This is a genomic window from Streptomyces sp. DI166, assembly GCF_900091315.1.
Classification (GTDB): Bacteria; Actinomycetota; Actinomycetes; order Streptomycetales; family Streptomycetaceae; genus Streptomyces; species Streptomyces fuscus.
Map to the genome: position 1 here is coordinate 14,877 of NZ_FLSP01000080.1, position 25,811 is coordinate 40,687.

A 25,811-nucleotide genomic window follows, 5' to 3' on the forward strand; every position below is an offset into this window, starting at 1 on the left:
CCGAGCCTGCGCGAACCGGCCGTACCTGGGTACGCGGGACCCATGACCGAAGTCGTGGACTCGGACGAACTGCTCCGCCGCATGCAGCGCGCCCGCGCCTGGGCCCGGCAGGAGGAGCGGACCTGGCGGACCCGGAGTTTCGGCCTGCGCTCCAGCGACCCGGACGGCGCCCGCGAGGCCGCCGTACGGATGCTCGCGTACGAGGTCGTGCTCGGGGTGCTGGACGAGATTCTGACGCCGGGGACGCATACGGAGGAGCCCTGAGCGGAAGGCCGGATTCGACGTCCTCAAGCCGGGAACCCGGCGTGGCATGAAGGACGACCATGCGCGGGCGCCGGTGCTGGAGGCGTTGACGGAGTACCACCGCAAGGGACGGACGGCGTTCTCGCCGCCCGGCCACAAACAGGCGCGCGGGGCCGACCCGGCCGTACGGGAGGTGCTCGGCGACGCGGTGTTCCTCGGGGACGTGCTGGCGTCGGGCGGTCTTGACGACCGGCTCACCCGGGGCCAGGTGCTCCAGCGGGCCGAGGAGCTGATGGCGGACGTGGTCCACGCCGACCACACCTTCTTCACCACCTGTGGCTCCTCCCTGTCCGTCAAGGCCGCGATGCTGTCGGTGGCCGGACCGCACGAGCCGTTGCTGATCGGGCGGGACGCCCACAAGTCGGTGGTGTCGGGGCTGATCCTGGCCGGGATCGAGCCGGTGTGGGTGGAGCCGAGCTGGGACACCGAGCGGCAGCTGGCGCATCCGCCGTCCCCGGACGACTTCGAGCGGGCCTTCGACGCGCATCCCGGCGCCAAGGGCGCCCTGGTCACCAGCCCGACGCCGTACGGCACCTGCGCGGATCTGCGGGCCCTGGCCGAGGTCTGCCACCGGCGGGGGCGGCCGCTGGTGGTGGACGAGGCGTGGGGCGCGCACCTGCCGTTCCACCCCGATCTGCCCACGTGGGCGATGGACGCGGGCGCCGACATCTGCGTGACCAGCGTGCACAAGATGGGCAGCGGGCTCGAACAGGGTTCCGTCTTCCACCTCCAGGGCGATCTGGTGCCGCCGCAGGTGCTGAAGACGCGCGCGGACCTGCTCGGCAGCACCAGTCCCTCGGTGCTGATCTACGCCGGTCTGGACGGCTGGCGGCGGCAGATGGCGCTGCGCGGCAAGGAGGTGATGGGCGGGGCGCTGGAACGGGCGGCCCGGGTGCGGGAGTCCGTCGAGGCGCTGGACGGCATGCACGTGAACGGCCGGGACGACTTCTGCGGTCCCGGACTCGCCCACGATCTCGACCCGCTGATCGTGATGATCGACGTGGACGGGCTCGGCATCTCCGGGTACCGGGCGGCGGACTGGCTGCGGCAGTACCGGGAGATCGACGTGCACCTCAGCGACCACCGGCGGCTCGGGGTGCAGATCACGCACGGGGACGACGAGGAGACCACGGGCGAACTGCTCGCCGCGCTGACCGACCTGGCGGGGGCCGCGTCCGGGCTGCGCCCGGTTCCCGGGGTGGAGGTGCCCGGACCCGGCCAACTCCGGCTGGAACAGGTGCGGATGCCGCGGGACGCGTTCTTCGGCCCCGCCGAGGACGTACCGGCCGAGGAGGCGGCCGGGAGGATCGCGGCGGAGATGATCACGCCGTATCCGCCGGGCATCCCGGTCGTCCTGCCCGGGGAACGGCTCACCGAGCCGGTACTGCGGTATCTGCTCAGCGGCCGGGACGCGGGCATGAATCTTCCGGACCCGAGCGATCCGCATCTGGCCACGATCCGGGTGACGGCGGCCGAGGCGGACCCCGCGGAGTGAATCAGGTCACTTGACCCGGTGGCGATTTCTCACCAGCACCAAAAATGGTTTACGGTTCATACAACGTGGTCGCGGGGTTGACGCAACCGTCCCCCGTACCCCGCATACGGCCCTGGCTGGCTTCCCCCGTCCAGCCAGGGCTTTTACATGCCCAGGGAAATCTCCACCGGTTCTGTAGTCCGCCGAGGTGCCCTACCCGCCGACAACGGCTGAAATGGGCGTAGGGAAAGCCCCGGAACCCCGACGCCGGCGAGGAGCCCCGTGTCATGACCAAAGCGACGAAACTGCTGCCCGCCCTTCCACCGCCGCAGCGAGAGCGGCTGATGGCGCTGGCGAGGGAGGTCTCCTTCCCGGAGGACGCCCGGATCTTCGAGGCGGGCGGAATCGCCGACCGTTTCTGGGTGATCCGCTCCGGCGCCGTCTCCCTCGACCAGCAGGTCACCTCCCTGCAACGGGTCACCGTGGCCACGCTCGGCGCCGGCGACCTGCTCGGGTGGTCCTGGCTGTTCCCGCCGTACGAGTGGGACTTCGGCGCGGAGGCGTTCAGCCCGGTGCGGGCCTACGAGTTCGACGCGGCGGCCGTACGGCGGCTGTGCGACGAGGACCAGCACCTGGGGATGATCCTGCTGCGCCAGGTCGCCGAGATCCTCGCGTACCGCCTGGAGGCCACCCGCGGCAAGCTGCTGGAGCAGTACCGGCACCGGCACAGCGCGCTGTAGGCACCGGAGGTCAGACGCGGTAGCGGCGCAACGCGGGGACCGTGAGGGCGAGCACGAGCATCGCCGCCACGACCAGCAGACCGCCGCCCGCGACCGCCTGCCGGGCGCCGAAGGCGGAACCGGCGGTGCCGTGCAGCACGTCCGCGAGCCGGGGGCCGCCCGCGACGACGACCGTGAACACGCCCTGCATCCGGCCGCGCATCTCGTCGGTGGCGGCGGACAGCAGGATGGCGCCGCGGAACACCATGGACACCATGTCGGCCACCCCGGCCGCGATCAGGAACGCCACCGCGACCCAGAGGCTGCGGCTCAGCCCGAACCCGGCAATGGCCAGGCCCCAGGCGACGACGGCGCCGATCACCATCCAGCCGTGCCGCCGGGCCCGGGAGAAGGTGCCGGAGAACAGCCCGCCCAGCACCGCCCCGACCGGGATCGCCGCGAACAGCAGGCCGAGCGCGAGGCCCTCGCCGTAGGAGCCGTAGGTCTCGGCGGCGAGCTGCGGGAACAGGGCGCGGGGCATGCCGAGCACCATGGCGATGACATCGGCGAGGAAAGACAGCAGCAGCACCTTGTGCAGGGCGATGTAGCGGAACCCGGCGCCGATCTCCCGCACCCCGGCCCGGCGCTTGGTCTCCCCCAGCGGCGGCAGCGCGGGCAGCCGGTGCACCGCCCACACGGTGACGCACAGCGCGAGCGCGTCGAGGAGGTACAGCTCCGGCAGGCCGATCACGGGGATGAGGGCACCGGCCAGCAGGGGCCCGGCGACCAGGCCGGTCTGCATGACGGTCGAGCCGAGGGCGTTCGCGGCGGCGAGTTCGTCGGCCGGGACGAGCCGGGCGATGGAGGCGTTGCGGGCCGGGGAGTTCAGGCCGAAGAACGCCTGCTGGGCGGCGAGCAGGAGCATCAGGACCGGCACCGAGTCCAGGCCCGAGACCGCCTGGAGCCAGAACAGCACCGAGGTGACGGCGATGCCGGAGTTGGTGATCAGCAGCAGTCTGCGCCGGTCCATGCTGTCGGCGACCGCCCCGCCCCACAGGGCGAACACCACCAGCGGCAGCAGTCCGGCGAGGCTCGCGTAGCCCACCCAGGCGGAGGAGCCGGTGATGTCGTAGATCTGCTTGGGCACGGCGACGGCGGTGAGCTGGCTGCCGATCGCCGTGACGATCGTCGAGGACCACAGCCGCCGGTAGGCGGGGCGGCGCAGCGGGCGGGTGTCCATGGTCCAGCGGCGCGGGCCGCGCCGGGGCCGGGCGGGCGGTGTCTGCTGTTCTTCGGTGTCCACGGGGGTCCTGGTGGCTCGGCGCAAGGCTGGTTGCCCAGTACAACTTTTCCGGACCAGGATTCACCATGGCACCGCCCGCCGGGCGTTGGGGGTCGGCTCAGCTGCCGGCGATCAGCGTCACCCCGAGCACGAGCATGGTGGCGGCGACCAGGCCGTCCAGGATCCGCCAGGCGACGGGGCGGGCCAGGTAGGGGCTCAGCAGCCGGGCGCCGAAGCCGAGCGCGGCGAACCAGCAGAGGCTGGCGACGGCGGCACCGAGCCCGAAGGTCCAGCGCAGCTCGCCCCGGTCGGCGGCGATGGAGCCGAGCAGGAAGACGGTGTCGAGGTAGACGTGCGGGTTGAGCCAGGTCAGGGCGAGGCAGGTGAGCACCGCCCGGCGCAGTGAGCCCGCCGCCTCCCCGTCCGCCTTCAGCGCGCCCTCGGGGCGGAACACGCGCCGGGCGGCGAGCAGCCCGTAGGCGATCAGGAACGCGCCGCCGACCCAGCCGACCACGGTCAGCACCGCGGGCCAGGCCACGACCACCGCCCCGACGCCGCCGACCCCGAGCGCGATCAGGACGACGTCGGACAGGGCGCAGATGCCGACGACGGCGAGGACCGCGTCGCGGCGGATCCCCTGGCGCAGGACGAAGGCGTTCTGGGCGCCGATGGCGACGATGAGCGAGAGACCGGTGCCGAATCCGGCGGCGGCCGTGGCGAGTGCGGTGGACATGGTGTCGACGTTAGGGACGCCTGGATCATGTGTGCAGCTAAAGATTCTTACGTACCATTAGCACTCGTGATGGTTTCGGAGCTTCCCCTGGACCAGGTGCGGACCCTGCTCGCGGTGGTGGACGAGGGGACGTTCGACGCGGCGGCGGCCGCCCTGCACGTGACGCCGTCGGCGGTCAGCCAGCGGGTCAAGGCCCTCGAACAGCGCACCGGGCGCGTGCTGCTGGTGCGCTCCAAGCCGGTGCGGCCCACCGAGTCCGGCGCGGTCGTGGTCCGGTTCGCCCGGCAGCTCGCCCGGCTGGAGCGGGACGCGCGCGCCGAGCTGGGCATGGGCGGCGCCGAGGAGGAGGCGACGCGGGTGTCGGTCGCGGTGAACGCCGACTCGCTGGCGACCTGGTTCCTCGACGCCCTCACCGCCGTACCGGCCGAGCCCCGGCTCTGCTTCGAGCTGCGCCGGGAGGACGAGGCGCATACGGCGGCGCTGCTCAGGGAGGGGCTGGTGATGGCGGCGGTGACCTCGGCGTCCGAGGCGGTGGCCGGGTGCTCGGTGCGGCCGCTGGGGAAGATGCGGTACCTGGCCGCCGCGAGCCCGGACTTCGCCGAGCGGTTCCTTCACGGGCCGCTGTCGCGGACGCTGCCGCGTGCGCCGGTGGTGACCTTCGACCGCAGTGACGAACTCCAGGACCGGTTCCTGCGACGGCTGCGGCCGGAGGCGGGCGCGGCGGTGCGGCACCAGATCCCCACCTCGGAGGGGTTCCTGGCGGCCGTGCGGGCCGGGCTCGGCTGGGGGATGGTGCCGGAGATCCAGGCGGGGGAGCTGCTGCGCACCGGGCGGCTGGTCCCGCTCGCGCCGGACCGGCCGCTGGACGTTCCGCTGTACTGGCAGCAGTGGAAGCTGGACTCCCCCGCACTGGCCGCGGTCGCGGACGCGGCGGCGCGGACGGCGGAGCGGGCGCTGCGCCCTTGAAGCGGTGGGTCAGTCCCAGACGGCGCCGTCGTGCGGGAGGGCGGCGAAGTGGTCGGGGTCGTGGGACAGGAAGATGCGCACGCCCGCCCGTGCCAGGGCTCGGATGCGGCCGTAGGTGAGCAGTTTCTGCTCGATGTTCCAGTCGCTGGTCATGGGGACGTTCCCCTCCAGCGCCTCCTGGAGGTGCGCGGCGTCGCCGAGGAAGGCGATCCGGCCCTGGTTGTCCAGGTCCAGCACGATCCCCTGGTGGCCGGGGGTGTGGCCGGTCGTGCGGAACACGCGCACGGAGCCGTCGAGGAACAGGTCGGTGTCACCGTCGAGTTCGAGGAAGTCGAAGCCGCGGGTGTCCCTGATGTCGTTGTACGCGTACCCGCGTGCCGTCCAGCGGTCGGGCCACCAGGCGTGGCGCAGTTCGTCGTGCTGGACCACGTGCACGGCGTCGGGGAAGTAGCCCATGCCGCCCGCGTGGTCGAGGTGGAGGTGGGAGTAGATCACGTAGGCGATGTCGGAGGTGCGGTGGCCGAGGCGCCCGAGCTGGGCGTCGACGGCGTGTTCCCGGGTGAAGCCCTGGGCACCGTACGCCTCGCGCAGGCCGGGGCCCCAGTGGGTTTCGGCGGTCTCGGGGTCGGCCACCAGGTGGTTGATGCCGGTGTCGAAGAGGATCAGCCCGTGGTCGGCGTGCTCGATGACGGCCACCGTCGACGGGATGGTGACGGTGCCGCTCGCCCCGTACATGAGGTCGCCCTTCGACATGGTGAAGGGTCCCGCGTCCACGGCCGTCACTCTCAGTTTCGCAGCCACGAGCACCACCGTCCCCGTACCGCTACCTAAGCCCATGGCACCACGCGCGGGGTGGGTTCGCCTCCCGCAGTCAGTCGGTGACGGCCTCCAGCCGGGCCTCGGCGCTGTCCAGCAGCATCTCCAGGGCCGTCGGGTAGGCGCTGGTCACCATGCGGGTCGCCAGCAGGGGCGCGGCCTCGGCGATCCGGGGGTGGCTGGTGCGGGGCAGCCGGGCGTACGTCGAGCGCCACATCTCCTCGTCGGCGCGCTGCGAGGCGCTGGGCAGGGCCAGGGAGGCGGCGTCCAGGGCGGCGAAGGCCAGCGTCTGGTCGATGAAGGCGTGGTAGATCCGCACCGTCTCCGGCAGTGGGAATCCGGCGGTGCGCAGGACGTCCAGGACGGCCTCGTCGGCGGCCAGCTCGTTGGCGCGGCCGGTGACACGGTTGGTGGTGAGCAGGGCGGCCTGCGGGTGGGAGACGTAGGCGGCGTGGATGCGCAGGCCCACCTCCTTGAGGTCGGCGCGCCACTCTCCCGTGCGCCGCCAGCCCTTGAGGGCCTGGCCGATCAGCGCGTCGCCTATGGCGAGGGTGAGGTCGTCCATGCCGCGGAAGTAGCGGTACAGGGTGCTCGGGTCGGCGTCCAGGGCCAGGCCCAGGCGGCGGGCGGTGAGCCCGGCGCTGCCGTGCTCACGCAGCAGCCGCAGCGCGGTCTCCACGATCAGCGCCTCGGACAGCACGGTGCCGCTCTTGGTCGGGCGGCGCCGACGCCGCTTCTCCTCGGGGACCACCGGTTTGGGCATGCCCGCTCCCTCTCACCCGTTCGGCTTATGCCAACGCCATTGACCTTAACCGAGGGGCGGGCGTTGTATCTCTCCCAGGGGCCCCTCGTTCCGCCACCTCCAGCAGGGAGTTCTCGATCATGCGTGTACTGCTCGTGGGCGCCGGCGGTGTCGGCACCGCCGTCACCCGTATCGCCGCCCGCCGCCCGTTCTTCGAGGCGATGGTGGTCGCCGACTACGACCCGAAGCGGGCCGAGGCGGCCGTCGCCCACGTCGGCGACCCCCGCTTCACCGCCGAGCGCATCGACGCCGGCGACCAGGAAGCGGTGACCGAGCTGCTGCGCCGCCACTCCTGCGACGTGCTGCTCAACGCCACCGACCCGCGCTTCGTGATGCCGCTGTTCCGGGCGGCAAGGGCGGCCGGGGCCGGCTATCTCGACATGGCGATGTCGCTGTCGCGCCCGCACCCCGAGCGCCCGTACGCGCAGTGCGGGGTCAAGCTCGGCGACGAGCAGTTCGCCGAGGCCGACGACTGGGCGAAGGACGGCCTGCTCGCCCTGGTCGGCATCGGTGTGGAGCCGGGCCTGTCGGACGTCTTCGCCCGGTACGCGGCCGACGAACTCTTCGACGAGATCGAGGAGATTGGTGTCCGCGACGGCGCGAATCTCACCGTGGACGGCTACGACTTCGCGCCCTCCTTCAGCATCTGGACCACCATCGAGGAGTGCCTGAACCCGCCGGTCGTCTACGAGGCCGACCGGGGCTGGTTCACCACCGAGCCCTTCAGCGAGCCCGAGGTGTTCGACTTCCCCGAGGGCATCGGCCCGGTGGAGTGCGTGAACGTCGAGCACGAGGAGGTGCTGCTGGTGCCTCGCTGGGTCGACGCGCGCCGCGTCACCTTCAAGTACGGCCTGGGCGAGGAGTTCGTCAACACGCTCAAGACCCTGCACCTGCTGGGCCTGGACCGCACCGAGCCGGTGACCGTGCCGGGTCCCGACGGGCCCGTGAAGGTCTCGCCCCGGGACGTGGTGGCCGCCTGTCTGCCCGACCCGGCGACCCTGGGCGACCGGATGCGCGGCAAGACCTGCGCGGGCACCTGGGTGCGGGGAACGAAGGACGGGGCGCCGCGCGAGGTGTACCTGTACCACGTCGTCGACAACGAGTGGTCGATGGCCGAGTACGGCAGCCAGGCCGTGGTGTGGCAGACGGCCGTGAACCCGGTCGTCGCGCTCGAACTCCTCGCCACCGGCGCCTGGTCGGGCTCCGGGGTGCTCGGCCCCGAGGCGTTCCCGGCCCACCCGTTCCTGGACCTGCTGACCGAGTACGGCACTCCCTGGGGCCTGCGCGAGCAGTGACCCGAGGGGCGGTCCGGCACCAGCGGTTTCACTCCCGCACCGGCAGATGACCCGAAGTCGCGTATCGACAGGTGCCCCGAAAGGGAGTAAAGCATCCGAAAGGGCACGTACGACTTCGATCGCAGGTGACTTCGATGGACGACTGGCGCGACCGTGCCGCATGCCGCCGTGAGGATCCCGATCTCTTCTTCCCGATCGGCACCTCCGGCCCGGCCCTGATCCAGACGGCGCGGGCGAAGGCGGTCTGCGGACGGTGCCCGGTGCGCGAGCGGTGTCTGCGCTGGGCACTGGAGACCGGGCAGGCCGTGGGGGTGTGGGGCGGCACGAGCGAGGTCGAACGGCTGGCGCTGCGGCGCCGGGCGCCGGCCTTCAGTCCTCCTGGGGTGCCTCCCCGGCCGGCAGCCGGAGCGTGAACACCGAGCCGCTGCCGGGTTCGCTGCTCGCCTCGGCCGTGCCGCCGTGCGCGGCCAGCAGGTGCCGGACGATGGGCAGCCCGAGGCCACTGCCTCCGGTGCGGCGGCTGCGGGACTTCTCCGAGCGCCAGAACCGGTCGAAGACGTGCGGCAGTTCGTCGGCGGCGATCCCGGTGCCGGTGTCGGTGACGTCCAGGACGACCTCGTCGTCCTCACGGCGGGCGGCCAGGGTGACAGTGCCGCCAGGCGGGGTGTGGCGCAGGGCGTTGGAGACCAGGTTGCCGAGCGCCTGCCGCATCCGGACCGGGTCGGCGTCCAGCCAGGGCGTGCCGTCGGCGGCGGTGCGCAGGGTGACACCGGCCGCGTCGGCGGCGACGCGGTGGGCGGCGGCGACCTGGTCGAGGAGTTCGTCGGCGCGGACCGGCTCGCGGTGCAGCCGCAGGGTGCCGGCGTCGGCGTCGGCGAGGTCCTGAAGGTCGTCGATGACGCGCTGGAGGACGACCGCCTCCTCGTGCAGGGAGGCGAGCAGGGCTGGTTCGGGTGCCACCACGCCGTCGCGGGTGACCTCCAGCCAGCCGCGGATGTTGGTCAGCGGGCTGCGCAGTTCGTGCGCGATGTCGCTGACCATGGCCTTGCGCTGGTCCTCCAGTTTGGCGCGGCGGTCGGTGAGTTCGTTGAAGGCGGCGGCGAGGATGCCGGTCTCGTCGCGGGTGGTGACGGGCACCCGGACGTGCCGGTCCGGCGGCTGCTGGGCGGCCTCGGTGAGCGCGCGCAGCGGCCGTACCAGGCGGGTGGCGACGACCGCGGTCACCGCGACCGTGACGGCGAGGACCAGGCCGGTGGCGAGGGCGACCTTGGACCAGTTGGCCGGGGACAGGTCGAAGCGCACGGCGGGGCGGTCCCCGATGCCGAGGTACAGGTCGGCGGGCGGGGCGACGTAGGGGTCGAGCTGGGCGCGCAGGGCCTGGTCGGTGCACTCCTGCGCCTGGCGCCGGTCGCTCGCCCCCGTCGGGAGCTTGCCCAGCACGTACCGGCTGTCCACGGCGGGCCCCCGGTCGTCCACGAAGTAGGCCAGCGGGCCGGGGACGTCGAGTTCGCGCCCGTCCAGGCACTCCCGGGCGCGCTCGGTGAGGTCGTCCAGTGCCTTCTTCTCGGTGGGTGTGGGGTTGTTGAGCAGTCCGTCGGCGCACTCCACGGGCACGTAGTCGAGGGTGCTGCCGTCGTCGTCGGTGAGCACCGGCCGGCCGCTCGGGGTACGTGCGACGGTCGCCTGGACGCCGTAGCGGTCGAAGCAGAGACGTCGTTTGTCGGCGAGCACGTCGAGTCGATCGCGTTCGGCCTTCGGCAGCCGGTACGGGCCGACGACCCGGGGATCGATACCGTCGCGCTGGGCGCCGCGGTCGGTGTGGGTGTCGACGTTGAGCGGGTCGACGGTGGCGGCGGCGCGCGGCGGCAGCGGGGTGCCGGGGGCCGCCGAGTCGGCGATCACCTCGCGGCCGGGGCCGCCGGTCAGGGCGATGCGTCGGCCGATCCGGGCGGACAGCTCGCGCAGGGTGCCCTCGACGCCCTTCCATCCGGGGTGGGTGGCCGCGTAGCCGCTCAGCTCGTTCAGGACGTCCATGTCGTCAGCGAGGACCTGGCCCTGTTCCTCGCGCAGGGCGCGGGTGGTGGTCTCCACCGCCAGCCAGGCCGTGGCCGCCACCGAGCACACCGCGATCAGCACGGAGGTGATCAGCAGCCGGACCAGGAGCCGCTTGCGCAGCGGTATGCCGGACCTCATGCGCGGCCGCCGCTCAGCTTGTAGCCGACGCCGAACACCGTCAGCAGCCGGGCCGGGCGCCGCGGATCGGCCTCGATCTTCCGGCGCAGGTTCATGATGTGCACGTCCACGGCCCGTTCGGTGGAGGCCCGGTCCGTGCCCCGGGTGCACTCCAGCAGCTGGCGCCGGGAGAACACCCGCTCCGGCTCGGCGGCCATGGCGAGCAGGATCTGGAACTCGGCGGGTGTGGTCTCCACCGGCTCCCCATCGCAGCGCACCTCGTGCCGTACGGGGTCGACGGCCAGGCCCGCGGCCCGTACCACGGGGTCCTCGCGCCGTTCCGCGCCGCGTCCGCTGCGCCGCAGCACCGTGCGGATGCGGGCCATCAGCTCACGCGGGCTGTACGGCTTGGTCATGTAGTCGTCGGCGCCCAGTTCCAGACCGAGCAGGACGTCGTCCTCGGCGGAGCGGGCGGTGAGCATCAGCACCGGGATGTCGTCGTCCCGGCGCAGCACCCGGCAGACGCCGAAGCCGTCGATGCCGGGCAGCATCAGGTCCAGGACGACCAGGTCGGGGCTGAGTCTGCGGGCGGCGTCCAGCGCCGCGGGGCCGTCGTGGACGACGGTGGCGGTGTGGCCCTCCGCCAGCAGGGAGCGCCGTATCAGTTCGGCCTGCATCTCGTCGTCCTCGGCGACCAGCACATGTGCACACACCCGGCGGATCCTAAGCGTCAGCGGGACAGGGAGGCCCGGTCGCCCATGACGACGACGGGGTTCAGATCGGGGTCGAGGGCCCGGAGCAGCGCTCTCATGTGCTCCTTCGGCAGGCTCACGCAGCCCTGCGTGGGGCCGCCGTGGTCGACGTGGATCCAGATGCCGCCGCCCCGCTTCTCGCCCAGCGGGCGGGTCCAGTCCAGCGGCGATGTGCCCTGCTTGCGGTTGTAGTTGACGGCGACGACGTAGTCGAAGGAGCCCGCCAGGGGTTCGCCCTCGAAGCCGGTGCCGCTGAGGGTGAAGGCGGGGCCGTGGTCGTAGGGCAGCCGGGTGCCGGGGTCGGGGAGCCGTCCGCCGGCGTCCGTGAGGGAGAACACGCCGATCGGCGAGCGCAGGTCCCCGGCCGTGTGGTGGTCGGTCCAGCCGCGCAGCGCGTTGTGCGCGGGCCAGCTCTCACCGACGGCCTCCCAGCCGGCGTCGGTGCGCCGGTAGAGGACGGCCCGGGAGGTCGAAAAGTCCTTGCCGCGCCCGGTCACGACCAGTGCCTGGCGGGTCCCGGACGGCACCTGCGCCCAGGTCTTCGGCCCGAGTCCGGGCAGTTGCTGCGGGGCCACGTCGAGGGTGAGGGCGGGGGCCGGCGACTGCGGCTGCGGCCGTTCCTGCTGCTGCCGCGCGGGCGCCTCGGCGGCGGGCCGGACCGTCTCGGCCCCGCATCCGGCGAGCAGGAACGCGGCAATCAGGAAGGTACTGGCCCGGGGGTTCGGCGTGATCATGCCTCGACCTTGACGGACACTTGTTTGGAACCCGTCAGAGTCGCGCAGGAGGACCGATCGTGAGCATCCGCATCCGCCGCGTCTACGAACCCCCCGAGCCGGACGACGGCACGCGCGTCCTGGTCGACCGTCTCTGGCCCCGCGGCCTGTCCAAGGAGGCGGCCCACGTGGACGAGTGGCCCAAGGCCCTCACCCCGTCGACCGAACTGCGCCGCTGGTACCACGCGGGCGAGGGCTCGTACGAGGAGTTCGCGGGCCGCTACGAGGCGGAACTGGCGGCTCCCGAGGCCGCCGAACTCCTGGAGCAGGTGCGGGCGTGGGCGGCGAAGGGGCCGGTGACGCTGCTGACGGCCGCGAAGACCCCTCAGGAGAGTCACGCGGCCGTCCTGGCGCGGCTGCTGGGCTGACGCCCCGGCGTGGCATGCTCAGCCGACCTGCTGTGCCGCCGTCCTGGCGCGGCTGCTGGGCTGACGCCCCGGCGTGGCAGGCTCAGCCGACCTGCTGTGCCGCCGCCCTGCCCGCCGCCCGTCCCGAGAACAGGCAGCCGCCGAGGAAGGTGCCCTCCAGGGCGTTGTAGCCGTGGACGCCGCCACCGCCGAACCCGGCCACCTCGCCCGCCGCGTAGAGGCCCTCCAGCGGTTGGCCGTCGGTGCCGAGGGCGCGGGAGTCGAGGTCGGTCTGGATGCCGCCGAGGGTCTTGCGGGTGAGGATGTGGAGCTTGACGCCGATCAGCGGGCCCGCGGCGGGGTCGAGGATGCGGTGCGGGGTGGCGACGCGGCCGAGACGGTCACCGATGTAGCGGCGGGCGTTGCGGATGCCCTGGACCTGGGCGTCCTTGCTGTAGGTGTTGCCGAGCTGGAGGTCGCGGGCCTCGATCTGGCGGCGCACCTCGGCCGCGTCGAGGAGGGGCTTGTCGGTGAGTCCGTTCATCTTCTCGACGAGTTCCTCCAGCGTGGACGCAGTGACGAAGTCCGCGCCCTTGCGCAGGAACGCGTCCACCGGTCCCGGCGCGCCCTTGCCGAGGATGCGCTCCTTGAGGAACCCCGCCCGGTCCTTGGCGGTGATGTCCGGGTTCTGCTCGGAGCCGGAGAGCGCGAACTCCTTCTCGATGATCTTCTGGGTGAGGATGAACCAGGAGTGGTCGTACCCGGCGATGTCCTCGGTGGTGCGCAGGTACTTGAGGGTGCCGAGGGTGTCGTAGCCCGGCAGGCAGGGTTCGGGCAGGCGGCGGCCGAGGGCGTCGAACCACATGGAGGTGGGTCCGGGCAGGATGCGGATGCCGTGGCCCGGCCAGATGGGGTCCCAGTTCTGCAGGCCCTCGGTGTAGTGCCACATGCGGTCGCGGTTGACCAGCCGTGCGCCGGCGGCCGCGCTGATGTCGAGCATCCGGCCGTCGACGTAGGCGGGGACGCCGGTGACCATCCGCTCGGGCGGGGTGCCGAGCCGCTCGGGCCAGTAGCGGCGGACGATGTCGTGGTCGCCGCCGATGCCGCCGGTGGTGAGGACGACGGCCTGTGCGGTGAGTTCGAAGTCGCCGACGCGGTCGCGGTTGGAGGCGACTCCCCGGGCCGAGTCGTCCTCGGCGAGCAGGGTGCCGCGCACGCCCCGGGCATGTCCGTCCTCGACGACGAGTTCGTCGACCCGGTGCCGGTGGTGGAAGGTCAGCAGCCCGTCGCGCGCCGCCTGCTTGGCGTACTCGACGAAGGGCTCGACCACGCCGGTGCCGGTGCCCCAGGCGATGTGGAACCGGGGCACGGAGTTGCCGTGCCCGTGGGCCCTGAGGTCGCCGCGTTCGGCCCAGCCGACGGTGGGCAGGAACTTGATGCCGTGCCCCTCCAGCCAGGACCGCTTCTCCCCCGCCGCCCACTGGACGTAGGCGCGCGCCCAGCGCACCGCCCAGGAGTCCTCGTCGTCGAGGCGGTCGAACCCGGCGCTGCCCTGCCAGTCGCTCCAGGCCAGCTCGAAGGAGTCCTTGATCTTCAGCCGCCGCTGCTCGGGGGAGTCCACGAGGAAGAGCCCGCCGAAGGACCAGAACGCCTGGCCGCCCAGGTTGCGGGCGTTCTCCTGGTCGACCAGGGCCACCCGGCGGCCCCGGCTGGTGAGTTCGTGCGCGGCGACCAGGCCCGCGAGGCCCGCTCCGACGACGATGACGTCAGCGTCCATGCGACCGTTCCCTTCCTCTAATCGGGGGTGCCGCTGCCGTCGGTCAGCAGGGCGGTGAGCAGTTGCTTGAGCCAGGCGCGGGCGCTGTCGACGTCCTTGTCCAGCAGCAGTTGGGTGGTGACCCCGTCGTAGGCGGCGACGACCGCGCGGGCGGCGCCGTCGATGCCGCCGAGCACGGCGGGCAGCTCGGTGTGCCCGGTGGCGCGGGCGAGCCGGTCGGCGATGGCGGCGCGCAGCCGCTCGCGGTGTTCCAGCAGGCTTTGGGCGACGGCCGGTTCCCGGGCGGCGTGCACCAGGAAGTCCGTCTTGACCAGCAGCCAGTCCACGTCGAGCAGCAGTACCTCGGTGACCCGGTCCACGGACTGCGGTACGTCCAGGCGCGGCCCGTCCTGCGCCAGCGCGCCCGCGACCTGCTCGGCGATCAGGTCGGCGCGCTGCTGGTAGAGGGCGAAGAACAGCTCGTCCAGGCTGGCGAAGTTGGAGTAGAAGGCGCCGCGGCTGTAGCCGGCGGCGTCGCAGACCTCCTCGATCGACACCCGCCCGAACCCCTTGGCGGCGAACACCTGGAACGCGGCGTCGAGCAGATTGGCGCGGGTGCGTACCCGGCGTCTGGTCACACGCCGTCCCGCCCGCTCCGCCACCATGGACCGCTCCTTCGTTCGATACGGGAATGTATCCGATACACCAATGCATCGAAAGAGCCGTGCACCACCCGGCCTGATTGGAACAGATTTTCGAATGCGGAGTACGCTGGAGCGCATGAGCACGCACCTCCAGGGCTCCCTCTTCGACCAGACGGACGAACTGCGCCTCGGCCCGCTGGACGGCGTCACGCGGACCGGCCTGGGCCGCGGCGCCTGGATCGACGTACTGCCCGGCTGGCTCGGCGGCGCGGACGCGCTGTTCGAACGGCTCGCCGCCGAGGTCCCCTGGCGCGCGGAGCGCCGGAAGATGTACGACCAGGTCGTCGACGTACCCCGGCTGCTCGCCTTCTACGGCGCCGAGGACCCGCTGCCGCATCCGGTGCTGACCGAGGCACGGGACGCCCTCACCGCGCACTACGCGCGGGAGCTGGGCGAGCCGTTCACCACGGCGGGCCTGTGCTACTACCGCGACGGCAGGGACAGCGTGGCCTGGCACGGCGACCGGATCGGCCGGGGCGCGCGGGAGGACACCCTGGTCGCCATCGTCTCCGTGGGCGAACCCAGGGACCTGCTGCTGCGCCCGGTGGGCGGCGGCGAGAGCGTTCGCCGGCCGCTGGGGCACGGGGACCTCATCGTCATGGGCGGCTCCTGCCAGCGCACCTGGGAGCACGCGATTCCGAAGACCTCCCGTGCGACCGGGCCCCGGATCAGCATCCAGTTCCGGCCGCGGGGCGTGCGCTGAACACCCGGCCCGCCGACGGTTCTGGTTTGCTGTCCGCATGCGCGTGGACATGCGGCAAGTCACCGACGGCACCTATCTCGTGCACGGCTCCCACACCAACTGGGTGATCCTGGCCGAGAGGGACGCCGTCACCCTCGTCGACACCGGGTACCCCGGCGACCGGGAACTGCTGCTCGCCTCCCTTGCGGAGGTGGGGAGTTCACCGGAGGCGGTCGCGGCGGTGCTGATCACACACGCCCACAACGACCACCTCGGGTCGGCTGAGTACCTGCGCGCCCGGCACGGTACGCGCATCCTGCTGCACGAGGCCGAAGTGCCGCACGCGCGGCGGGAGTTCCTGCACCAGGTGTCCGTCGGCACGGTGCTGCGCAACAGCTGGCGGCCGGGCGTGCTGCCGTGGGCGCTGCACGCCCTGCGCTCCGGTGGCACCGCGCACGTGCCGGTCGCCGAGCCCGAGGCCTTCGCCCTCGGCGCCCCGCTGGACCTCCCCGGGCGGCCGGTGCCGGTGCACTCCCCCGGACACACCGACGGCCACTGCGCCTTCCACCTCCCGGACCAGGGCCTGCTCATCTCCGGGGACGCCCTGGTCAGCGGCCATCCGACGTCCCCGCACAAGGGTCCGCACCTGCTGCCGGACATGTTCCACCGCGAGCGCGCCCGGGCCCTCGCCTCCCTTGAGGTGCTCGGCGCCCTCGACGGCGATCTGTTCCTGCCCGGCCACGGTCCCGCGCACCGCGGTCCACTGGGTGAATCGGCACTTCAGGCACGGGAGCGTGCCGTCTAGGGTGAGGTGACGATCACCCCGCACGGCGAGACGAGGACACCCCGGCCATGGCCCTCCAGATCAGCGCGACCAACCCGGAGCACCCCGCGCTCCTGCTGGAACTGCCCTGGCATCTGCCGCTGGAGGAGTGGCCGGAGGAGTATCTGGTGCCGCTGCCGCGCGGTATCTCCCGGCACGTGGTCCGCTACGCCCGCGCGGGCGACGAGGTCATCGCCGTGAAGGAGCTGGCCGAGCGGCCCGCGCTGCGCGAGTACGAACTCCTGCGCGACCTGGACCGCATCGGCATCCCCGCCGTGGACCCCCTCGCCGTGGTCACCGGACGCCTGGACGACGAGGGCACGCCCCTGGAACCGGTGCTGATCACCCGGCACCTGGGCGGGTCCCTGCCGTACCGCTCGATGTTCGAGACGACGATGCGCCCGGCGACCATGCACCGGCTGATGGACGCCCTGGCGGTGCTGCTGGTGCGGCTGCACCTGGCCGGGTTCGCCTGGGGGGACTGCTCGCTGTCCAACACCCTCTTCCGGCGCGACGCCGGCGCCTACGCGGCCTACCTCGTCGACGCCGAGACCGGAGACCTGCACCCGCAGCTCAGCAACGGCCAGCGCGACTACGACCTCGACCTGGCGCGCGTCAACATCAGCGGCGAGCTGCTGGACCTGGAGGCGTCCGGCGCGCTGCACCCCTCGGTCGACCCCATCGAGTTCGGCACCGAGATATGCGCCCGCTACCGGGGCCTGTGGCAGGAACTGACCCGCACCTCGGTGTACCCGGCCGGGAAGTACCACTACATCGAGCGCCGCATACGCCGCCTGAACGACCTCGGTTTCGACGTGGCCGAGATGCAGATCGAGCACTCCTCCAACGGCGACACCGTCACCTTCGTGCCCAAGGTCGTCGACGCCGGCCACCACCAGCGCCAACTGCTGCGCCTGACGGGCCTGGACACCGAGGAGAACCAGGCCCGACGGCTGCTCAACGACCTGGAGAGCTGGATGGCCACCCAGGACGACTACGCCCCGGGCGACCCGCTCGCCGCCCGCCCCGAGGTCCTCGCCCACCGCTGGGTGCGGGACGTGTTCCGGCCCACGGTCCGCGCGGTCCCGCTCGAACTGCGCGGCTCGATGGACCCGGCGGAGATCTACCACGAACTGCTGGAGCACCGCTGGTACATGTCGGAGCGGGCGCAGCACGACATCGGGCTCGACACGGCCGTCGCCGACTACATCGAGAACGTCCTGCCCAAGGCGCGCGAGACGCTCCAGCCGACCGAGCCCGAGGCCGGCTGAGGTCAGGAGGCGGGCGGCACCACGGCCACCGGGCAGTTCGCGTGGTGCAGCACACCGTGCGCGACCGAGCCGATCCGGGCGCCGACGGCCGTACGCCGGGCGCGCCGACCGACCACCATCAGCTGGGCGCGTGCGGCCACCGACAGCAGCACCTGTCCCGCGCTGCCCATCTCCACGTGCTCCACCACGTGCACGTCCGGGAACCGCTCCCGCCACGGCTCAAGCGCCGAAGCCAGCGCCTTCTTCTCGTACGGCTCCAGGCCGCCCGCATCGTCCAGGAGCTTGAGGGAGGACGGGCTGTAGGAGAACAGCGGGGGCAGCGTCCAGGCGCGCACCGCGCGCACGGTGGCGCCGCGCGCGGCGGCCGTCTCGAAGGCGAACCGCAGCGCGGCGGCGCTGTCCTCGGGCTCGCCCTGCTGACCGACGACGATCTCGTGCCCGGCGACCTCGTGGGAGGGCTGGTCCCCGGCGCGCACCAGCACGACCGGCCGCTCGGCCTCCACGATGACCTGCTGTCCGACGGAGCCGACCAGGAAGCCCATCACGGCGCCGTGCCCGCGCGAGCCCAGCACCAGCATCTCGGCGTCCACGGCGGCGGCCACCAGGGTGTCGACCGGGCCGCCCTCCAGCGCGTCGGCCGTCACATCGAGCCCGGGGTGCCTGGCGGCGAGGTCGCGGGCGACCTGCTGGACCGCCTCGCCCGCCCACTGGGCCTGGGTGTCCGGGTCGGCGCCCTCGACGGCCTCCAACGGCTGGAACCGCCAGGCGTGCACCACACGCAGCGCCCGCCCCCGCCGCACGGCTTCGCGGGCCGCCCAGCCCAGTGCGGCGAGGCTCTCCTCGGTTCCGTCGAATCCTGCCGTGATCGGGCGCGTCATGCGGCTGCCTCCCTGGGTCGCGTTCCTGTTCGGGTCCCCAGTCTTCACTACGCTGACTTCATGACCTTGGAGTGGGAGCAACTCAACGTCGACGCGGCCGATCCGGTGGCCCTGGGGAGCTGGTGGGCCGAGGCCCTGGGCTGGGTGGTGGTGAACGACTCCCCCGAAGAGTTCGAGATCCGCCCCGCTCCGGACCGGCTGCCGGGCCTGCTGTTCGCCCCGGTCCCGGAGGCCAAGACCGTCAAGAACCGCCTCCACCTCGACTTCCGCCCCGACGACCAGGGGGCGGAGGTCGAACGGCTGCTGGCCCTCGGCGCCCGCCGCGCGGACGTGGGCCAGGGCGAGCAGTCCTGGACGGTGCTCATGGACCCCGAGGGCAACGAGTTCTGCGTACTGTCCTCGCGGCGCCGCTGACATGGACGGCTCGCTGACGGCTGCGGCCGATTCGTTCCAGCGGCTGCGGCCCCGGCTCTTCGGCATCGCCTACCGCGTACTGGGCTCGGTGGTGGAGGCCGAGGACGTGGTGCAGGAGGTGTGGCTGCGCTGGCAACGGGCCGACCGGGAGCCGGTCCTGGACCCGGGCGCGTTCCTGGCGAAGACCACCACCCGGCTGGCCATCAACGTGGCCCAGTCGGCGCGGGTGCGCCGGGAGGCGTACGTGGGGCCCTGGCTGCCGGAGCCGGTGGACACCGGCACCGACCCGCAGCTCGGCGCGGAGCGCGGGGAGGCGCTGGAACTGGCCGTGCTGCTGGTCATGGAGAAGCTGAACCCGGTGGAGCGGGCGGCGTACGTGCTGCGGGAGGCCTTCGACTACGGGTACGGCGAGATCGCCCAGTTCCTGGAGCTGAACCAGGCCAATGTCCGGCAGATCGTCAGCCGGGCCCGCAAGCGGCTGGCCGACGGGCGCCGGGAACCGGTCGACACCGCACAGCACCGGCGGCTGCTGGACGCGTTCGTCGCCGCGGCGCGGGACGGGGACGTGGCGGCGCTGGAGAGCGTGCTGTCCGCCGATGTGGTCACCTACGCGGACGGCAACGGGCTGCGCGGGGTGGCGCAGGTGGAGATCGTGGGCGCCGAGCGCTCGGCCCGGGTCACGGTCTTCGCGCACAAGTTCTTCCCCGACGCGGAGTACTCGGTGGCCGAGGCCAACGGGCGGCCCTGTCTGCGGCTCGACGTCGACGGGCGGACCGTGGCCCTGGTCGACATCACGACGGGGCCGGACGGCATCGACGCCATGTACTGGGTCATCGCGCCCGAGAAGCTGCGGGCCTATGACCGCTCCCGGCTCGGGGCCTAGAACCGCTCCCGGCTCGGGGCCTGGACAAGTGGGGGCACCGCACCGGCGGCGCCCCCTCCCTCACCTCATGTCAGTGCTGCTTGAGCCAGTCCTCGTAGCGGACGGCCGACACGTCCACCGCGCCGTCGCCGGTGAGCACGTCGGGCATGCCGGCGAACAGGCTCGCGGTCTCGTCCGTGACGACCGTGCGGCCGTCCGGCCTGGCCGCCAGGGTCAGCTCGCCGAGCCGGTCCAGGCCGTGGATCTCGGGTCCCGCGATATTGCGGATGCCGTTCGTCGGCTCGCCCTGGGCCGCCTCGGCGACGGCGGCCGCCACCTCGGAGGAGGCGATGGGACGCAGCCGCAGGGACGGCAGACGCACCTCGGTGCCCTGCGTGGACATGTCCATCACCGGGCCGACGAACTCGAAGAACTGCGTGGCACGCACCAGGCTGTACGGCACCCCGCTGGTGCGCACCGCGTCCTCCTGGGCGACCTTGGCCAGGTAGTAGCCGTAGTCCGGCACCCGGTCCACGCCGACTATGGACAGCCCCACGTGGTGGCGCACCCCGGCCTCCCGCTCGGCGGCGAACAGGTTCCGCGCCGAGCGGGTGAAGAAGTCCAGCGCCGCATCCGCCTCGAAGGACGGCGAGTTCGACACGTCCACCACCACGTCGGCGCCCTTGAGCACCTGCTCCAGCCCCTCGCCGGTGAGGGTGTCCACGCCCGTGGACGGCGCGGCGGGCACCGCCTCGTGGCCGTTGGCCCTCACCAGCTCGATCACCTGCGAGCCGATCAGCCCGGTACCGCCGATCACGACGATCTTCATCATCTGTCTCCGTAAGCCGTTCCGCTTTCTCGCGGCCCCGGCGACCTGCGCCGGAGCCCGGTGCGCGGGCGCGCACACCAGAAGGACAGGGCAGCTGCCGGATCTGTGACAGCCGGGCCCGCGGCGGCGTCCGGCATATCTGAGCGAAGCGACTCGATCGAACATACGATGGCCACTGTCGGCACGGCGGCGGCTCGTCGCCGGGCCGGGACACGCGACCACTCGGGGTGGGAGACGCATGGCACAGGCCGCCGATTCGGCGCGGACCGTCATCCTGACCGTGGACGACGATCCGGGGGTCTCCCGCGCCGTCGCCCGCGACCTGCGCAGACGCTACGGCGAGCAGTACCGGATCGTGCGCGCGGAGTCCGGCGACTCCGCCCTGGAGGCGCTGCGGGAGCTGAAGCTGCGCGGCGAGTTCGTCGCCGTGATCCTGGCCGACTACCGGATGCCGCAGATGAACGGCATCGAGTTCCTGGAACGGGCCATGGACATCCACCCGGGCGCCCGCCGGGTCCTGCTCACCGCGTACGCCGACACCGGGGCGGCCATCGACGCGATCAACGTCGTCGACCTCGACCACTATCTGCTCAAGCCGTGGGACCCGCCGGAGGAGAAGCTCTACCCGGTCCTGGACGACCTGCTGGAGGCCTGGCGGTGCAGCGACCACCGGCCGGTGCCCGCCACCAAGGTCGTCGGGCACCGCTGGTCGGCCCGGTCCTCGGACGTACGGGAGTTCCTCGCCCGCAACCAGGTCCCCTACCGCTGGTACTCCTCCGACGAGCCGGAGGGGCAGCGGCTGCTGGCCGCCGCCGGGGCGGACGGGCGGCGGCTGCCGCTGGTGGTGACGCCGGAGGGGACCGCGCTGGTCGAACCGGACGTGCCGGAGCTGGCCGCGCACGTGGGCCTGGCGACCACGCCGGCCGCCGACTTCTACGACCTGGTGGTGATCGGCGGCGGCCCGGCCGGGCTCGGGGCCGCGGTGTACGGGGCGTCCGAGGGGCTGCGGACGGTGCTGGTGGAGCGGTCGGCCACCGGTGGGCAGGCCGGTCAGAGCTCCCGCATCGAGAACTACCTGGGCTTCCCCGACGGGGTCTCCGGAGCCCAGCTCACCGACCGGGCCCGCCGCCAGGCCGCCAAGTTCGGCGCCGAGGTGCTCACCGCGCGCGAGGTCACGGCGCTGGAGGTGAGCGGCGCCGCGCGGATCGTCCGCTTCTCCGACGGCTCGGCCATCGCCGCGCACAGCGTGATCCTGGCGACCGGGGTGTCCTACCGCCGCCTTCAGACGCCCGGCTGCGCCGAACTGACCAGCTGCGGCGTCTTCTACGGCTCCGCGCTCACCGAGGCGCCCTCCTGCCAGGGGCACGACGTGTACATCGTCGGCGGCGCCAACTCCGCGGGGCAGGCGGCGATGTACCTGTCCAAGGGCGCCAAGTCGGTGACGCTGCTGGTGCGCGGGGCCGATCTGTCGGCGTCCATGTCGCACTACCTGATCCAGCAGATCAACGAGGCGCCCAACATCTCCGTCCGCCCGCGCACCGTCGTGGACTCCGCCCACGGCGAGGGCCACCTCCAGCAGCTCACCCTGCGCGACGTGGACACCGGGGAGAGCGAACTCGTCGACGCCCAGTGGCTGTTCGTGTTCATCGGCGCGGCCCCGCTGACCGACTGGCTGGACGGCACCGTGCTGCGCGACGCGAACGGCTTCATCCTCGCCGGGCCCGACCTCACCCCCGACGGGCGGCCCCCCGCGGACTGGGAGCTGGACCGGCCGCCGTACCACCTGGAGACCAATGTGCCCGGGGTGTTCGTGGCCGGTGACGCGCGCGCCGAGTCCGCCAAGCGCGTCGCCTCCGCCGTGGGCGAGGGGGCGATGGCCGTGATGCTCGTCCACCGCTATCTGGAGCAGTCGTGAACGGATGTCAGGAGCAGTCGTGAGCGGAATGCCCATGCCGTGCAGCCCGGCGGAGATCAGCTCGCTGTTCCTGTTCGAGAAGCTCTCCCCCGAGCAGCTCGGCAGACTGTGCGCCGAGGGACGGGTGGAGCGGTTCGAGCCGGGCCCGGTCTACACCGAGGGGGCTCCGGCGACCTGCTTCTACGTCATGATCGAGGGCACCGTGGTGCTCTCCCGCCGGGTCGGCGGGGACGACGTCGAGGTGATCCGCAGCTCCCAGCGCGGGGTGTACTCGGGGGCGATGCAGGCCTACCTCGGCGACCGGGCGCGCCAGGTCTACAACAACTCCATGCGGGTGACGGAACCGACCCGGTTCTTCGTGCTGCCCGCCGACACCTTCGCGGCCGTCATGCAGGAGTGGTTCCCGATGGCCGTGCATCTGCTGGAGGGCCTGTTCTTCGGTGCCAAGAACACCCAGCAGGTCATCGGGCAGCGCGAACGGCTGCTGGCGCTCGGCTCGTTGTCCGCGGGGCTCACCCATGAGCTCAACAACCCCGCCGCCGCGGCCGTCCGGGCGACCGCCACGCTGCGGGAACGGGTGGCGAAGATGCGGCACAAGCTGGCGTTGATCGCCTCCGCCCCGTATCCGCGGGAGCAACTGGCCGGGCTGATCGAGATCCAGGAGCGCACCGCCGAACTCGTCGGCAAGGCACCCGCGCTCAGCCCGCTGGAGGCGTCCGACCGGGAGGACACGCTCACCGACTGGCTGGACGACCACGGCATCCCCGACGGCTGGCGGCTCGCCCCGACCTTCGTGCAGGCCGGGCTCGACATCGACTGGCTGGAGCAGGTCGCGGCGACCGTGCCCGAGGAGGTCCTGCCGGGCGCCGTCGGCTGGCTCAACTACACGGTGGAGACCGAGCTGTTGATGAGCGAGATCGAGGACTCCACCACCCGGGTGTCGAACCTGGTCGACGCGGCCAAGCAGTACTCCCAGCTCGACCGCGCCCCCTTCCGCACCGTCGACGTCCACGAACTCCTCGACAGCACCCTGATGATGCTCGCCGGGAAGATCGGCCCGCGGATCAAGGTCGTCAAGGACTACGACCGTACGCTCCCGGAGATCCCCGCCTACCCGGCGGAGCTCAACCAGGTGTGGACGAACCTCGTCGACAACGCGGTCGCCGCCGTCAACAGCGCGGGCGGGGAAGGGACGTTGACCGTGCGGACGGCGGCCGACCACGACCGGCTGCTGGTGGAGTTCCGGGACACGGGCACCGGTATCCCGCCGGAGATCCGCGGCCGGATCTTCGACCCGTTCTTCACCACCAAGCCGGTGGGCGAGGGCACCGGGCTCGGTCTGGACATCTCCTGGCGCATCGTGGTCAACAAGCACCACGGCGCGCTCCAGGTCGAGTCCGAGCCGGGCGACACCCGCTTCCAGGTGCTGCTCCCGCTCACCGCCGCGGACCACGAGAACCCCGAGGAGAGCCCATGACCGACGGCATCGACCCGAGCGTCCCGCCGAGCGGCACCGGCTGCGTGGAGTGCGACGAGGCCGGCGGCTGGTGGTTCCATCTGCGGCGGTGCGCCCAGTGCGGGCACATCGGCTGCTGCGACTCCTCGCCCGGCAAGCACGCCACCGCGCACTTCCGGGCCACCGGGCATCCGATCGTGCAGAGCTTCGAGCCCGGCGAGGGCTGGTTCTGGGACTACAGCGCCTCCGACCTCTACGAGTCGGGACCGGAACTGACGCCCCCGGCCAGCCATCCGGCCGAGCAGCCCTCCCCGGGGCCCGCGGGCCGGGTGCCCGGCAACTGGGCGCAGGTGCTGCGGGGCGCCTGACCGCGTGACCGCTCCGGCTCGTCTGGCAGGATTGGCCAGTGACACAGAACGTGACCTCCGCCCCGCTCATCGGCCGCACGCAGGAACTCGACCGGCTCCTGGGCGTGCTGGAGCGGGCGAGGGCCGGTGAGGCACGGGCCGTACTGGTCGCGGGGGACGCCGGTGTCGGCAAGACCCGGATGCTGGACGAGGTCTCCGCGCGGGCCGCACGCGACGGGATGACCGTGCTCACCGGGCACTGTGTCGACCTGGGCGACGTCGGTCTGCCGTACCTGCCGTTCACCGAGGTGCTCGGGGTGCTGGCCGGTGACCCGCGGTTCGCGCCGGTACTGGCGGCACATCCGGTGGTCGAGCGGATGCTGGGCGGCGCCGCGGACACCGCCCGCGACTCCCGGCTGCGGCTGTTCGAGGGCATGGCCGCGCTGCTGACGGACCTCGCGGACGCGGCCCCGCTGCTGCTGGTCCTGGAGGACCTGCACTGGGCCGACCAGTCCTCCCGGGACCTGCTGCGGTTCCTGCTCAGCCGGGGCGTGCTGCACCGGCCGTCCGGCGGGGTCGCGGTCCTGGCCTCCTACCGCGCCGACGACCTGCACCGCCGCCACCCCCTGCGCCCTCTGCTGGCGGAACTGGTCCGGCTGCCCGCCGTGGAGCGCCTGGAGCTGCGGCCGCTGGCCGACGCCGAGGTCGCCCAGCTCGTACGGGCCCTGGAGGAACGGCCGCTGCCGGACACCACGGTCCGGCGGATCGTCGAGCGCGCCGAGGGCAACGCCTTCTACGCCGAGGAACTCCTCGCCGCCACCGACGCCGAGGCCGGCGGGGTGCCCAGCGGGCTCGCCGACGTCCTGCTGATCCGCTTCGAGCAACTGTCCGACACCGCCCAGCAGGTGCTGCGCACCGCCGCGGTCGCCGGACGCCGGGTCGAGCACGACCTGCTGCGGGAGACGGTCGGCATCCCCGCGGACGAGCTGGAGTCGGCGCTGCGCGAGGCGGTGGGCCGCCAACTGCTGGTCCCCGGCGACGGAGACACCTACGCCTTCCGGCACGCCCTGGCCCGCGAGGCGGTCTACGCCGATCTGCTGCCCGGCGAACGGTCCCGGCTGCACGGCGCGTTCGCCCGGCTGCTCGCCGCCCGGCCCCGGCGCGCCGAGACCGCCGCCGAGCGCGCCCACCACTACCGCGAGAGCCACGACCCGGCCGAGGCGCTCGCCGCCTCCCTGGAGGCCGCCGACCACGCCGCCCGGGTCGGCGCCCCCGCCGAGGAGCTGCGGCACCTGGAGACCGCCCTGGACCTGTGGCCGTCGGTGGATCCGTCCGCACGCCCGTCGGGCGAGGGCGTGGACCGGGTGGCGCTGACCCTGCGCGCCTCCTCGGCGGCGGCGCACGCCGGGGCGGCGCACCGGGCGGTCGCCCTGACCCGGT

Annotated in this window: 27 protein-coding genes; 16 read left to right on the forward strand and 11 right to left on the reverse strand. The window is 72.7% G+C overall.

All coding sequences use genetic code 11. The annotated features are described in order from the left end of the window. Positions 1 to 42: 42 nt before the first annotated feature. From GA0115233_RS30395 to GA0115233_RS30405, 3 genes are all read left to right on the forward strand, one after another. The gene (locus GA0115233_RS30395; protein ID WP_093723526.1) at positions 43 to 264 is read left to right on the forward strand and encodes a hypothetical protein; all 222 of its coding nucleotides are present in this window, start codon (positions 43 to 45) and stop codon (positions 262 to 264) included. Positions 265 to 310: 46 nt separating this feature from the next. Beyond that, a complete protein-coding gene (locus GA0115233_RS30400; protein WP_093723527.1) occupies positions 311 to 1,798 on the forward strand; it encodes an aminotransferase class I/II-fold pyridoxal phosphate-dependent enzyme in 1,488 nt (495 codons plus the stop codon). Between the two features lie 266 nt (positions 1,799 to 2,064). After that, a complete protein-coding gene (locus GA0115233_RS30405; protein ID WP_093723528.1) occupies positions 2,065 to 2,517 on the forward strand; it encodes a cyclic nucleotide-binding domain-containing protein in 453 nt (150 codons plus the stop codon). 10 nt (positions 2,518 to 2,527) lie between these two features. On the opposite strand, the gene GA0115233_RS30410 is transcribed toward GA0115233_RS30405, so the two are convergent. Beyond that, a complete protein-coding gene (locus GA0115233_RS30410) occupies positions 2,528 to 3,799 on the reverse strand; it encodes an MFS transporter (RefSeq protein ID WP_093723529.1) in 1,272 nt (423 codons plus the stop codon). Positions 3,800 to 3,896: 97 nt separating this feature from the next. Next, complete coding sequence (locus GA0115233_RS30415) at positions 3,897 to 4,511, reverse strand: LysE/ArgO family amino acid transporter (RefSeq protein WP_093723530.1); 615 nt, start codon at positions 4,509 to 4,511, stop codon at positions 3,897 to 3,899. 69 nt (positions 4,512 to 4,580) lie between these two features. Between GA0115233_RS30415 and GA0115233_RS30420 the strand changes: the two genes are divergently transcribed. Beyond that, positions 4,581 to 5,477 (forward strand): LysR family transcriptional regulator ArgP, encoded by an 897-nt coding sequence (locus tag GA0115233_RS30420; protein WP_093723531.1) that lies wholly within the window; start codon positions 4,581 to 4,583, stop codon positions 5,475 to 5,477. Positions 5,478 to 5,486: 9 nt separating this feature from the next. Here the strand turns inward: GA0115233_RS30420 and GA0115233_RS30425 are convergent, their stop codons facing one another. Beyond that, entirely contained in the window at positions 5,487 to 6,278 is a 792-nt protein-coding gene (locus tag GA0115233_RS30425; RefSeq protein WP_176711996.1) for an N-acyl homoserine lactonase family protein, read from the reverse strand. A gap of 70 nt (positions 6,279 to 6,348) precedes the next feature. Further along, the gene (locus GA0115233_RS30430) at positions 6,349 to 7,056 is read right to left on the reverse strand and encodes a TetR/AcrR family transcriptional regulator (protein WP_093723533.1); all 708 of its coding nucleotides are present in this window, start codon (positions 7,054 to 7,056) and stop codon (positions 6,349 to 6,351) included. Positions 7,057 to 7,175: 119 nt separating this feature from the next. On the opposite strand from GA0115233_RS30430, the gene GA0115233_RS30435 reads away from it, so the two are divergent. Then, entirely contained in the window at positions 7,176 to 8,390 is a 1,215-nt protein-coding gene (locus GA0115233_RS30435) for a saccharopine dehydrogenase family protein (protein ID WP_093723534.1), read from the forward strand. Positions 8,391 to 8,524: 134 nt separating this feature from the next. Continuing rightward, positions 8,525 to 8,803: a WhiB family transcriptional regulator gene (locus GA0115233_RS30440; RefSeq protein WP_093723535.1), complete on the forward strand. Its 279-nt coding sequence runs from the start codon at positions 8,525 to 8,527 to the stop codon at positions 8,801 to 8,803. On the opposite strand, the gene GA0115233_RS30445 is transcribed toward GA0115233_RS30440, so the two are convergent. The 3 genes from GA0115233_RS30445 to GA0115233_RS30455 are packed head-to-tail and all read right to left on the reverse strand — an operon-like array spanning position 8,760 to position 12,048. Then, a complete protein-coding gene (locus GA0115233_RS30445; RefSeq protein ID WP_093723536.1) occupies positions 8,760 to 10,583 on the reverse strand; it encodes a sensor histidine kinase in 1,824 nt (607 codons plus the stop codon). The two genes, GA0115233_RS30440 and GA0115233_RS30445, sit on opposite strands and share 44 nt — an antisense overlap. Next, positions 10,580 to 11,275 (reverse strand): response regulator transcription factor, encoded by a 696-nt coding sequence (locus GA0115233_RS30450; RefSeq protein WP_093723537.1) that lies wholly within the window; start codon positions 11,273 to 11,275, stop codon positions 10,580 to 10,582. The genes GA0115233_RS30445 and GA0115233_RS30450 overlap by 4 nt, the downstream gene beginning before the upstream one ends. 17 nt (positions 11,276 to 11,292) lie before the next feature. Continuing rightward, a complete protein-coding gene (locus GA0115233_RS30455) occupies positions 11,293 to 12,048 on the reverse strand; it encodes a L,D-transpeptidase family protein (RefSeq protein ID WP_093723538.1) in 756 nt (251 codons plus the stop codon). A 59-nt stretch (positions 12,049 to 12,107) separates the two neighbouring features. Here GA0115233_RS30455 and GA0115233_RS30460 point away from each other — a divergent pair, with 59 nt between their 5' ends. Beyond that, on the forward strand, positions 12,108 to 12,455 hold the full coding sequence (locus GA0115233_RS30460; RefSeq protein WP_093723539.1) for a DUF488 domain-containing protein: 348 nt from the start codon (positions 12,108 to 12,110) through the stop codon (positions 12,453 to 12,455). An 82-nt stretch (positions 12,456 to 12,537) separates the two neighbouring features. Here GA0115233_RS30460 and GA0115233_RS30465 read toward each other — a convergent pair whose 3' ends face one another. After that, complete coding sequence (locus GA0115233_RS30465; protein WP_093723540.1) at positions 12,538 to 14,211, reverse strand: FAD-binding dehydrogenase; 1,674 nt, start codon at positions 14,209 to 14,211, stop codon at positions 12,538 to 12,540. Positions 14,212 to 14,228: 17 nt separating this feature from the next. After that, complete coding sequence (locus GA0115233_RS30470) at positions 14,229 to 14,855, reverse strand: TetR/AcrR family transcriptional regulator (protein ID WP_093723541.1); 627 nt, start codon at positions 14,853 to 14,855, stop codon at positions 14,229 to 14,231. Between the two features lie 115 nt (positions 14,856 to 14,970). Between GA0115233_RS30470 and GA0115233_RS30475 the strand changes: the two genes are divergently transcribed. The 3 genes from GA0115233_RS30475 to GA0115233_RS30485 are packed head-to-tail and all read left to right on the forward strand — an operon-like array spanning position 14,971 to position 17,670. Beyond that, positions 14,971 to 15,597, forward strand: a complete 627-nt coding sequence (locus tag GA0115233_RS30475; protein ID WP_093723554.1) for an alpha-ketoglutarate-dependent dioxygenase AlkB — start codon at positions 14,971 to 14,973, stop codon at positions 15,595 to 15,597. Between the two features lie 37 nt (positions 15,598 to 15,634). Then, positions 15,635 to 16,381 carry an MBL fold metallo-hydrolase gene (locus GA0115233_RS30480; RefSeq protein WP_093723542.1) on the forward strand — a complete coding sequence of 249 codons (747 nt, stop codon included), beginning with the start codon at positions 15,635 to 15,637 and terminating at the stop codon, positions 16,379 to 16,381. Positions 16,382 to 16,428: 47 nt separating this feature from the next. Next, positions 16,429 to 17,670 (forward strand): DUF4032 domain-containing protein, encoded by a 1,242-nt coding sequence (locus GA0115233_RS30485; protein WP_093723543.1) that lies wholly within the window; start codon positions 16,429 to 16,431, stop codon positions 17,668 to 17,670. A 2-nt stretch (positions 17,671 to 17,672) separates the two neighbouring features. Here the strand turns inward: GA0115233_RS30485 and GA0115233_RS30490 are convergent, their stop codons facing one another. Then, the gene (locus tag GA0115233_RS30490; protein ID WP_093723544.1) at positions 17,673 to 18,548 is read right to left on the reverse strand and encodes a universal stress protein; all 876 of its coding nucleotides are present in this window, start codon (positions 18,546 to 18,548) and stop codon (positions 17,673 to 17,675) included. Between the two features lie 60 nt (positions 18,549 to 18,608). On the opposite strand from GA0115233_RS30490, the gene GA0115233_RS30495 reads away from it, so the two are divergent. Further along, positions 18,609 to 18,962, forward strand: coding sequence for a VOC family protein (locus tag GA0115233_RS30495; protein ID WP_093723545.1), 354 nt, complete (start codon positions 18,609 to 18,611; stop codon positions 18,960 to 18,962). 1 nt (position 18,963) lies between these two features. Next, a complete protein-coding gene (locus GA0115233_RS30500; RefSeq protein ID WP_093723546.1) occupies positions 18,964 to 19,845 on the forward strand; it encodes a sigma-70 family RNA polymerase sigma factor in 882 nt (293 codons plus the stop codon). 70 nt (positions 19,846 to 19,915) lie between these two features. Here the strand turns inward: GA0115233_RS30500 and GA0115233_RS30505 are convergent, their stop codons facing one another. Further along, positions 19,916 to 20,653: an SDR family oxidoreductase gene (locus tag GA0115233_RS30505; protein ID WP_093723547.1), complete on the reverse strand. Its 738-nt coding sequence runs from the start codon at positions 20,651 to 20,653 to the stop codon at positions 19,916 to 19,918. Positions 20,654 to 20,891: 238 nt separating this feature from the next. Here GA0115233_RS30505 and GA0115233_RS30510 point away from each other — a divergent pair, with 238 nt between their 5' ends. From GA0115233_RS30510 to GA0115233_RS30525, 4 genes are all read left to right on the forward strand, one after another. Beyond that, positions 20,892 to 22,568 carry an FAD-dependent oxidoreductase gene (locus GA0115233_RS30510; RefSeq protein ID WP_093723548.1) on the forward strand — a complete coding sequence of 559 codons (1,677 nt, stop codon included), beginning with the start codon at positions 20,892 to 20,894 and terminating at the stop codon, positions 22,566 to 22,568. A 34-nt stretch (positions 22,569 to 22,602) separates the two neighbouring features. After that, positions 22,603 to 24,045, forward strand: a complete 1,443-nt coding sequence (locus GA0115233_RS30515) for an ATP-binding protein (protein ID WP_176711998.1) — start codon at positions 22,603 to 22,605, stop codon at positions 24,043 to 24,045. Beyond that, a complete protein-coding gene (locus GA0115233_RS30520) occupies positions 24,042 to 24,392 on the forward strand; it encodes a UBP-type zinc finger domain-containing protein (protein ID WP_093723550.1) in 351 nt (116 codons plus the stop codon). Before GA0115233_RS30515 ends, GA0115233_RS30520 begins: the two co-directional genes overlap by 4 nt. Before the next feature lie 38 nt (positions 24,393 to 24,430). Beyond that, on the forward strand, positions 24,431 to 25,811 hold a 1,381-nt coding region (locus GA0115233_RS30525; RefSeq protein ID WP_176711997.1), incomplete at its 3' end, for an ATP-binding protein.